This is a genomic window from Kaistella sp. (assembly GCF_049588135.1).
Taxonomy (GTDB): domain Bacteria; phylum Bacteroidota; class Bacteroidia; order Flavobacteriales; family Weeksellaceae; genus Kaistella.
In genome coordinates this window covers 1-9,841 of record NZ_JBAVFG010000237.1, presented here as the reverse complement: position 1 = coordinate 9,841, position 9,841 = coordinate 1, and the positions used below count along the sequence as shown (strand labels likewise).

Annotated in this window: 7 protein-coding genes; 2 read left to right on the top strand and 5 right to left on the bottom strand. The window is 35.7% G+C overall.

Features of this window, described 5'->3' with window-relative positions:
• Positions 1-41 precede the first annotated feature (41 nt).
• The 4 genes from rpsB to WBY99_RS12665 form a co-directional block, all read right to left on the bottom strand.
• Entirely contained in the window at positions 42-809 is a 768-nt protein-coding gene (gene rpsB / locus WBY99_RS12680) for a 30S ribosomal protein S2 (RefSeq protein WP_423976700.1), read from the bottom strand.
• Between the two features lie 168 nt (positions 810-977).
• Entirely contained in the window at positions 978-1,364 is a 387-nt protein-coding gene (gene rpsI / locus WBY99_RS12675) for a 30S ribosomal protein S9 (protein WP_423976699.1), read from the bottom strand.
• A gap of 5 nt (positions 1,365-1,369) precedes the next feature.
• Positions 1,370-1,825, bottom strand: coding sequence for a 50S ribosomal protein L13 (rplM, locus tag WBY99_RS12670; protein ID WP_423976698.1), 456 nt, complete (start codon positions 1,823-1,825; stop codon positions 1,370-1,372).
• A 172-nt stretch (positions 1,826-1,997) separates the two neighbouring features.
• Positions 1,998-2,330, bottom strand: a complete 333-nt coding sequence (locus WBY99_RS12665) for a hypothetical protein (RefSeq protein WP_423976697.1) — start codon at positions 2,328-2,330, stop codon at positions 1,998-2,000.
• 170 nt (positions 2,331-2,500) lie between these two features.
• Here WBY99_RS12665 and WBY99_RS12660 point away from each other — a divergent pair, with 170 nt between their 5' ends.
• Positions 2,501-5,881 carry a methylmalonyl-CoA mutase family protein gene (locus tag WBY99_RS12660; protein ID WP_423976696.1) on the top strand — a complete coding sequence of 1,127 codons (3,381 nt, stop codon included), beginning with the start codon at positions 2,501-2,503 and terminating at the stop codon, positions 5,879-5,881.
• 8 nt (positions 5,882-5,889) lie between these two features.
• The gene (locus WBY99_RS12655) at positions 5,890-6,429 is read left to right on the top strand and encodes a hypothetical protein (RefSeq protein ID WP_423976695.1); all 540 of its coding nucleotides are present in this window, start codon (positions 5,890-5,892) and stop codon (positions 6,427-6,429) included.
• Positions 6,430-6,936: 507 nt separating this feature from the next.
• Here the strand turns inward: WBY99_RS12655 and WBY99_RS12650 are convergent.
• Positions 6,937-9,669 (bottom strand): M16 family metallopeptidase, encoded by a 2,733-nt coding sequence (locus WBY99_RS12650; RefSeq protein ID WP_423976694.1) that lies wholly within the window; start codon positions 9,667-9,669, stop codon positions 6,937-6,939.
• Positions 9,670-9,841 lie beyond the last annotated feature (172 nt).

The following is a 9,841-nucleotide window of genomic DNA, read 5'->3' as shown; positions in this document are numbered from 1 at the left end:
GAAACTAAATTCTAAACCTTTTTATATTTGAAGATAAATTCTTATTCTGCAGCTGAATCGAAATCTACATCAGCATCTGCTGAAGCTTTTTCTCCTTCTTCTTTAGATTTTTCTTTATCTGCTTTTCTTTGAGACAATCCGTCTTTGATAGAAGATGAAACAACGCTCAAAATCATATCAATAGATTTAGAAGCATCATCATTTCCAGGAATTACATATTCCACTTTTCTTGGATCAGAGTTGGTATCTACGATTGCGAAAATTGGAATTCCCAATTTCTTTGCCTCACTAATTGCGATGTGTTCTTTCATAATATCAACAACAAAAAGTGCTGATGGAAGACGAACCATGTCAGAAATTGAACCTAAGTTTTTCTCCAAGTTTGCTCTTTGACGATCAACTTGTAGTCTTTCTTTTTTAGATAAAGTTTCGAAAGTACCATCTTTCTTCATTTTATCAATGTGGTTCATTTTCTTAACGGCTTTTCGGATGGTAACAAAGTTTGTCAACATTCCTCCAGGCCATCTTTCAGTAATATAAGGCATATTAAGTTCAGCTGCATATTTTGCTACAACTTCTTTCGCTTGCTTTTTAGTAGCAACGAAAAGGACTTTTTTACCTGCAGAAGTGATTTTTTCTAAAGCTGAACAAGCTTCGTCCAATTTCACAGCTGTTTTATGTAAGTCTACGATGTGAATACCGTTTTTCTCCATAAAAATGTATGGAGCCATATTTGGATTCCACTTTCTGGTCATGTGACCAAAGTGTACTCCTGCCTCTAAAAGGTCTTTAACATTTGCTTTTGCCATGTCTCTTTTTTGTTTTTAGTTTACGTTCCGCATTTGTGCAATCAACAATTTCTTTGATGGGAGAAATGTTTGGGTGCTAAACTAACGGGGCATTTTTTGATTAATAATAGAATTAAGAGAAAGAGCATAAAACCTCCAGTCTCTTGTCTCCAAATCTCACGTCTAATATTAACGTTTCGAGAATTGGAATTTCTTTCTTGCTTTTTTCTGACCTGGTTTTTTTCTTTCCACCATTCTTGCGTCTCTGGTAAGTAATCCGTGTGGTTTAAGAAGCAAACGGTTTTCTTCGTTGATTTCGCACATTGCTCTAGAAATAGCTAATCTGATTGCTTCAGCCTGACCAGTAATACCGCCACCGAAAACATTTACAGTTACGTCATACTGACCTACTGTTTCTGTTAACAAAAATGGTTGATTCACTTTGTAAACTAAAACGTCAGTTCCAAAGTATTCCTTAGAATCCTTTTTGTTTATCGTGATTACACCAGAACCTGGTCTCACGTAAACTCTTGCAACAGAAGTTTTTCTTCTTCCGATTTTATGAACTATTGACATATTAATTATTTGAATTCGTTAATATTAATTACTTTCGGCGTTTGAGCTTCATGTTTATGCTCAGTTCCTTCATATAAATAAAGGTTTTTGAACAATACAGATCCTAATTTGTTTTTTGGAAGCATCCCTTTTACAGATTTTTCCAATACTTTCAAAGAATCTTTCTTTTGAAGTTCGAGCGCAGTCATTGACTTTTGACCACCTGGATACCCAGTATGCCAAATGTAAGTTTTGTCAGCCCACTTGTTTCCGGAAAGGGTCACTTTCCCTGCATTCAAAACGATTACATTATCTCCGCAATCTGCGTGAGGTGTAAAATTCGTTTTGTGCTTACCTCTCAAAATCTTTGCAACCTTAGAAGCCAATCTTCCTAAAGGTTGTCCTTCAGCGTCTACCACAACCCATTCTTTATTTGCAGTAGCTTTGTTAGCTGAGACGGTTTTGTAACTTAATGTATTCACACTTTTTTCGTTTACGATTAAACATAATTTTCCCCATTACGGGTGTGCAAAGGTATAATTTTTTTTTCTAACTGAAAATGTTTTTGGAATGTTTATTCCAAGGATTTGAAATTGAATTTCTTAACAAGTCTTTTATACCTCTATATTAGGATAAAAAAGGAGTTTGTATATCTTATTTACGCAAAGATTTTGAACTTCGGAAACTCGCAATCAAATAATAAGCAACAAAGACCATTGAGAATTTGATGACAGAAGGAACTGCCAATTCAAAATTAAAAATCAAAGTTCCAATTATAGCTAAAATCCCCATCGCTAAAAACGAAATTGAAAATTTCTGAGCAAGCGAAAATTTAACATCATCTAAAAAATAAGCAATTCCCCAAGCTAAACCGAAAGAAAACCCGTAGAATAAATCGAGTTTCCAGCCTTGACTTCCAAAAAGAAAATAATTTAAAAGGAAACTGATGACGGTTCCGGCTATTAAATAAAGGAGTGTTCTTTTCATGCTAAAATTTTGTCGAAAATATCGAAAATTTAATAATCCATTGCTTTCAATTGATTTTCTGTTAAACCGAAAAAGTAATTTTTGTTTTAAATAACTTTCAATCAGTTGTTTAAAGCAATTTAAAAAAAATTATTTAATTCATTATCTTTGAAGTCAACCTAAATTCAATTATGGAATCCCAAAAATATACGCCCAAAAATAAAGTAAGAGTCGTTACTGCCGCATCATTATTTGATGGTCACGACGCTGCGATTAATATTATGAGAAGAATGATTCAGGCAACCGGTGCCGAAGTTATTCACCTCGGTCACGATAAATCCGCCGAAGAAGTGGTAGATTGTGCGATTCAGGAAGATGCAAACGCAATCGCTTTAACTTCTTATCAAGGCGGTCACAACGAATATTTTAAATATATCTACGATCTTTTACGCGAAAAAGGCGCACCTCAAATCAAAATTTTTGGCGGCGGCGGCGGCGTAATTCTTCCCGAAGAAATTAAAGAATTAATGGATTACGGAATTGATCGAATTTATTCTCCGGACGACGGTCGTGAAATGGGATTGCAAGGAATGATCAATGATTTGGTGCAGAAATCTGATTTCGCAACCGGTGAACATATTCAAGTTTCAGATTTAGATCAAATTAAATTTGAAGATTCAAAATCCATCGCAGAAGTCATTTCTGCCGTAGAAAATTTCTCCGATGAAAAACCGGAATTGGTAAAAGCAATCGATGAAAAAGCAAAAGATTCTAAAATCCCAATTATCGGGATTACAGGAACTGGTGGAGCAGGGAAATCTTCTTTGACGGATGAATTAGTCCGTCGTTTTTTACGTTCCAATCCGGATCAGAAAATCGCAATCGTTTCTGTAGATCCGTCAAAAAAGAAAACTGGCGGAGCTTTATTAGGGGACAGAATCCGCATGAATTCCATTAATGACAAACGCGTTTATATGCGTTCGATGGCGACGCGCGAGAATAATGTTTCGGTTTCTCCTTATATTCATTCCGCTTTAAATATTTTAAAATTAGCAAAACCCGATGTCATCATTCTGGAAACTTCCGGGATTGGACAGTCAGGTTCAGAAATTACAGATATCGCCGATGTTTCCATGTACGTTATGACTCCTGAATATGGTGCTTCCACGCAATTGGAGAAAATCGATATGTTGGATTATGCCGATTTAATTGCTTTAAATAAATCCGATAAACGTGGCGCTTTAGATGCGTTGCAAGCTGTAAGAAAAACCTACCAAAGAAATCATACCGCTTTTGATAAAACGTTGGAAGAAATGCCCGTTTTTTCTACTAAAGCCAGTCAGTTCAACGATTATGGGACGACAGAGTTATACAATGCTTTAATTAATAAAGTCAATGAAAGTTTAGAAAAAACTCAAGGTGAAAACGCTCCGAAATTTAAAGAATTTGTAGAACAAAATGTTTCTGATGATACGACGGTAATTCCTCCGAAACGTGTTCGTTATCTTTCTGAAATTGTTGAAAGTAATCACGCTTATGACAAAGAGGTTGAAAATCAAGCACTTATTGCAAAGAAAATGTATTTATTGGAAGGTGCCAAAGTTTTGATTACCGACGATCAACATACCACAGATAAATTAGAAAAGGTTTTCCTTAAAACGAAGAAAGAACTTTCCGAAGAAAATATTGCCTTCCTAAAAGGTTGGAAACATTTTAAAGAAGAAATGAATCAAGACTCTTTTTCCTATTTCGTTCGTGGAAAAGAAATTAAAGTTGAAACCAAATACGAATCTTTATCGCATTTAAAAATATCAAAAATTTCTTTACCGAAGTTCCAGGATTGGGGAGATTTATTGCGTTGGAAAGGTCAAGAAAATGTTCCCGGACAATTTCCTTACACCGCTGGATTATTTCCTTTTAAAAGAACTGGCGAAGATCCAACAAGAATGTTTGCCGGAGAAGGCGGACCGGAAAGAACCAACAGAAGATTCCATTATGTTTCCGCAGATATGGATGCGAAACGTTTGTCAACTGCGTTTGATTCTGTGACTTTATACGGTCAAGATCCCGCTTTTCCACCAGATATTTACGGAAAAATCGGAAATGCCGGAGTTTCGATTGCGACTTTGGATGATGCGAAAAAGCTCTATTCCGGTTTTGATTTGGTGAATGCCATGACTTCGGTTTCCATGACGATTAATGGTCCCGCTCCAATGTTGCTCGCATTTTTCATGAATGCAGCCATCGATCAGAATGTTGAAAAATATTTATCGGAAAATAATCTTTGGGAAGCGGTTGAGGCAAAATTAAAAGCAAAATTTGATGATAAAGGTTTGAAAAGACCAGCTTATGAAGGCGAACTTCCAAATGGAAATAATGGTTTAGGTTTGAAATTATTAGGAATCACCGGCGATGAAGTTATTGACACAGAAACGTATAATAAAATTAAAGCAGAAACCATCGCAAATGTTCGCGGAACCGTTCAGGCAGATATTTTAAAGGAAGATCAAGCGCAAAATACGTGTATTTTCTCCACCGAATTTGCGTTGAGATTAATGGGCGATGTTCAACAGTATTTCATTGATGAGAAGGTGAGAAACTTTTATTCGGTTTCCATTTCCGGTTATCACATTGCAGAAGCGGGCGCAAATCCGATTTCGCAACTCGCATTTACTTTGGCAAATGGTTTCACTTATGTAGAATATTATTTGAGCCGCGGAATGGATATCAATGATTTCGCACCCAATTTATCATTCTTCTTCTCGAATGGTGTAGATCCGGAATATGCTGTAATTGGAAGGGTTGCACGTAAAATTTGGGCCAAAGCGATGAAGATGAAATACCATGCGAACGAAAGATCTCAAATGTTGAAATACCACATTCAAACTTCTGGAAGGTCTTTGCACGCACAGGAAATTGATTTTAATGACATCAGAACAACTTTGCAAGCGCTGTATGCGATTTACGATAACTGTAACTCTTTGCATACCAATGCTTATGATGAGGCAATTACGACTCCGACGGAAGATTCAGTTCGAAGAGCAATGGCGATTCAGTTGATTATTAATAAGGAATTAGGTTTAGCGAAAAATGAAAATCCATTGCAAGGTTCTTTTATTATTGAGGAATTAACCGATTTGGTAGAAGAAGCAGTTTACACCGAATTCGACCGAATTACCGAAAGAGGCGGAGTTCTTGGTGCGATGGAAACCATGTATCAGCGTTCGAAAATTCAGGAGGAAAGTATGCATTATGAAATGCTGAAACATACCGGCGAATATCCGATTATCGGCGTAAATACTTTCTTAGGAAAAGATGGTTCACCAACGGTTTTACCACGAGAAGTAATTCGTTCGACCGAAGAAGAGAAACAATTGCAGATTCAGAATTTAGAGAATTTCCAGAAATCTCACGCCGATAAAAGCGAACAGATTTTGAGAGATTTGCAACTCGGCGCAATTAATCAGAAAAATTTATTTGGTATGATGATGGAAGCAGTGAAATACTGTTCGCTTGGACAAATTACGAATGCACTGTTTGAAGTTGGCGGAATGTATAGAAGGAATATGTAGATCGAAGTATGAAAAACCTATTGTTTTATTTAAGTTTTGTGGTCTTTATTTCCTGTGGAAGTAGAGATGAGGAATCTTCTAAGGAATCCGCAGATCCGAATGGTTCTTTTACGGCAAAGATCGAAGGCGTACAAAAAACCATTAAAAATGATGGTAACACTCATTATGTGAGTTGGAAAAAAGGAAAAGATGATCGTGATCGTTATTTTTACCAACTAGGTGTTTATGGGTTCAATCAGGGCTTTTATTTTGATTATATTATTTATACGGAAAATATTCAAATTGGTAAAGAGTATATCTATCAGCACTCCAGTGATTTTGGAAATCTTTCTTATGCTATCAAATATTCTGAAACCTGCGATGGACCCTATGCCTCTCATTGGGGAACAACGAATGAATTTTATGGAACACCCACCGGAAAAATTACGATTACGTCTTTTGATGGGAAAGTAATGACAGGAACCGTAGAGGCAAAAGTAAATCATCAATATTATGGGATGGGATGCTGGAAAATCAAACGAGAACGATTACAGAAGGTAAATTTGTGAATGCAGAAAAAGCATTTGGAAGTTTATAGTGAATCCAGATTTTTTTCAGATTTCTTTGAGGCGTGTTAAAGTTAATTAAATCAGATGTTTAAGCGAATTTTCTAAAAAACATGCTTAACTTTACTTTTTAATTCTTTAATTTTATTAGTATGGAAAATAATAATTGCACATGTCCTTGCGAGGGCTGTAAAGCGGGAAACTGCCAAAACTGTACTTGCGTCAACTGTACCTGTACAGGCTGTACTTGCAGTAAATAAGGTACTGATAAAAATACTAATCATCAACTAAAGCCATCAAGTTTCTACAGCTTTGATGGTTTTTTTTTCATTTAAATTTTCTGTTTTTATCAATATTCCAACAAGTGTTTAAAAAATCCATCTTCCCTAACAAATTACAGACGCTATTCAAAATACGGTAATCGATTTGCGGAGAGATATGGTTGAAACTGTTATTCAGAACTAAAAAATCCGACCCATCTCTGAGTCGGATTAATTAAAAAAAATCATTTTACTTTTTATTAAAGTCTCCCACATATACAGAAGTCACTTTATCTAAATTTAAATATTTTCTGAGCGCACTGTTGACTTCGTCTAAAGTCAAAGCTGCAATTTTTGTATTTAATGCATCATATTCGTCCAAAGCAACATCGTACTGTAATTTTTTGTTCACGAGGTTGATCAGGGTATTATCCATTCCCAACCTGGTTTTCTGAATATTGGAGTAACTTTTTTTGTTGGTCATAAGTTCATCAGCTGTAAAACCATCTTTCAACGCTTTGTTGACTTCTTCTTTTACTGCACTTTCCACAGCATCGCGTTTAGTAGGATTTAGTAATGCATAATATCCCCAGGAAGCAACATCATTGGAAACGGGAACGTTGATAAAGGATCCAACACCATAACTGATTCCTTCTTTTTCGCGCAATCTCATCGGAAGACGTGCAGAAAGAAAACCGCCACTTCCCAAAATCTCGTTTGCTAAAATAAATGCTGGATAATCGGTATCTTTCTGATTCATTTTGAAACTGTTGGTCCCTAAAGCAATTGCATTTTCTTTGTCGGGAGTCAGGAAGTTTTTGTCTATTTTTTTTGTCTCAAAATAAGTAGGTTTTATTTCGGTATATTTTGATTTTGCATTCCATTTTCCGAAGGTGTTTTCCAAAGAAGCGACTGCAGTTTTAGAGTCTATTTTTCCCAAAACTGTTCCTACGCCGGTGTTCGCTCCTAAAACATTCTGGTAATAATTAACGATCTGATTGCGGGTAATTTTCTTGTTATTGTCGATTTCTTCCTGCAAAGATGCGGTATAGAAAATACTTTCTTTCGCATACGGTGAAGTCATTCGTGTCAATTCATTTTGTGCAATGGCTTGTGGATCTTTTAATTGTCCTTCCAGAATGGTATTGTATTCTGTAATCGTTTTTGTGATCTCATTTTGTGGAAATGTCGAATTGGTCAACATGTCTTTCAATATATCCATCACTTCGGGATAATTGTTTTTATAAGTATTTACAGAAATAATTAAATTCTGTCCCATTAATCTTGTGTCAATGGAAGATTTCAGTTGGTCGAGTTTATCCTGAATCTGTTCTTTGGTTTTTGTTTTTGTTCCTGCATTTAATAGTTGAGCGGTGATGCTTCCGATTTCGTTGTTGCCAGCTAAATCTTTTTCATTTCCTATAGGCAGTTTAAAAGTTGCTAGGATTTTGTCGCCTTTTACTTCTTTATTGATTAGACCATATTTCATTCCGTTAGAAAGAGCGCCTTCTGTTAGGTTTTTTTTCAGATTGGCAATACTTGCTTCGAAAGGAGCAACGTCTTTTTCTAGAGCTTTTCCTTTATAATTTGCGGTTAAAGCGGCAATTTGATCCTGTCGGAATTCTGCGGGCTTTACTCTGTTTTCATTTGCGGTCGGTATAAAAAGTCCAATCGTTCTGTTGTTGCTTCTGAAATATTTTTCGGCAACGCTTTTAATATCTGCAAGGGTTAGATTTTCTACATTATCCCGATATAGGAATGAGAGTGTATGATTTCCGGCACCAATAATTTCGGTAAGTGAAATAGCATAATTAATGGTATTGTTCTTTGTGTTTTCGATTTGTTTTAAAAGTTTGGATTTTGCTCTTTCTAAATCCTGCTGATTATAATTAGTGGTCGCAATTTTATCAAGTTCTGTTTTTACTAAATTTTTAGTGATTTCTATGTCTTTATCTTTAGGAATATCAAAATTGAAATACATTAAACCTGCATCTCTTACCTCTGGTGAGTAAAGCCAAATGCTGGAAACCTTTTGGTTTTCAACCAAATTTTTATACAAGTATCCGGAAGGATTAGCAGTTAAGATTTCGCCCAATGCCATTAAGGCAGCATAATCTTTATCTGCATAAGCAGAGGTGTGATAAGCTGCAGCAACAAGTTTGCTTTCACCCGAACGTTTCAATTCTACCGTTTTCTCTCCGTCTTGCGGTGGTTCTATGGTATAGGTGGTGCCCAATTCTCTGGTAGGTTTTGGTAAAATAGAAAAGTTTTCGACCACATATTTTAAAGCATTTGCTTCATCAAATTTCCCAGCAATGATAAGTGTTGCATTATCCGGTTGGTAATATTTTTCGTAGAATTTTTTTAAAGTAGGAGCTTTTACACGTTCGATATCTTCTTTGCTTCCAATGGTAGAGTTTCCGTAGTTGTGCCACATATAAGCTGTTGAAAATACTTTTTCCATTAAAACAGAGGATGGATCATTTTCGCCGATTTCGAATTCATTTCTTACCACAGAAAACTCTTTGTCTAAATCGCTTTGAAGTATGGTGGCATTAATCATCCGGTCTGCTTCCATATTAATCGCCCATTTCAGATTTTCATCATTGGATGGAAAAACTTCGTAATAATTCGTTCTGTCATAGTAAGTGGTTCCGTTTGCAGCGCCTCCTTTGTCTGATAATTGTTTTTTGATATCGCCTAGGTTTTTCGTGCTTTTGAAAAGCATGTGTTCCAGTAAATGCGCCATTCCTTTTTCGCCATAACCTTCATCTTTCGATCCTACGTTATACACGATATTTACGACCATGTTGCTTTGTGAACCATCAGGAATCAGCAATACTTTCATTCCGTTTGTTAGGGAATATTCTTTTATTCCTTCTATGTTTCCGATAAATTTCGGTGCTGTAGCTTTTTGAGCTAAAATAAAACTGGACAGTTGCATGACCAATAATAAATGTAAGCGAAGTAATGATTTTTTCATAAGTTTGCTTTTTTTGTTCTACCAAATTTAAGTAGATGTTTTAGTTTTCTTATCTTATAAGTGAGGTTTTTTTTAAGAATAGTTGAAAATGGGTGATTAGACCCTGTGAAATCATTATTTTTGGTGATGTTTTTATTTTAGAAGGAAATCTTAATCTTGACCTGCCAGAGAT

Bases quoted from the DNA above. Each gene is read 5' to 3' on its own strand.
- rpsI (WP_423976699.1), bottom strand. From the start codon at position 1,364: ATGTCAATAGTTCATAAAATCGGAAGAAGAAAAACTTCTGTTGCAAGA.
- rpsB (WP_423976700.1), bottom strand. From the start codon at position 809: ATGGCAAAAGCAAATGTTAAAGACCTTTTAGAGGCAGGAGTACACTTT.
- WBY99_RS12665 (WP_423976697.1), bottom strand. From the start codon at position 2,330: ATGAAAAGAACACTCCTTTATTTAATAGCCGGAACCGTCATCAGTTTC.
- WBY99_RS12655 (WP_423976695.1), top strand. From the start codon at position 5,890: ATGAAAAACCTATTGTTTTATTTAAGTTTTGTGGTCTTTATTTCCTGT.
- WBY99_RS12650 (WP_423976694.1), bottom strand. From the start codon at position 9,669: ATGAAAAAATCATTACTTCGCTTACATTTATTATTGGTCATGCAACTG.
- WBY99_RS12660 (WP_423976696.1), top strand. From the start codon at position 2,501: ATGGAATCCCAAAAATATACGCCCAAAAATAAAGTAAGAGTCGTTACT.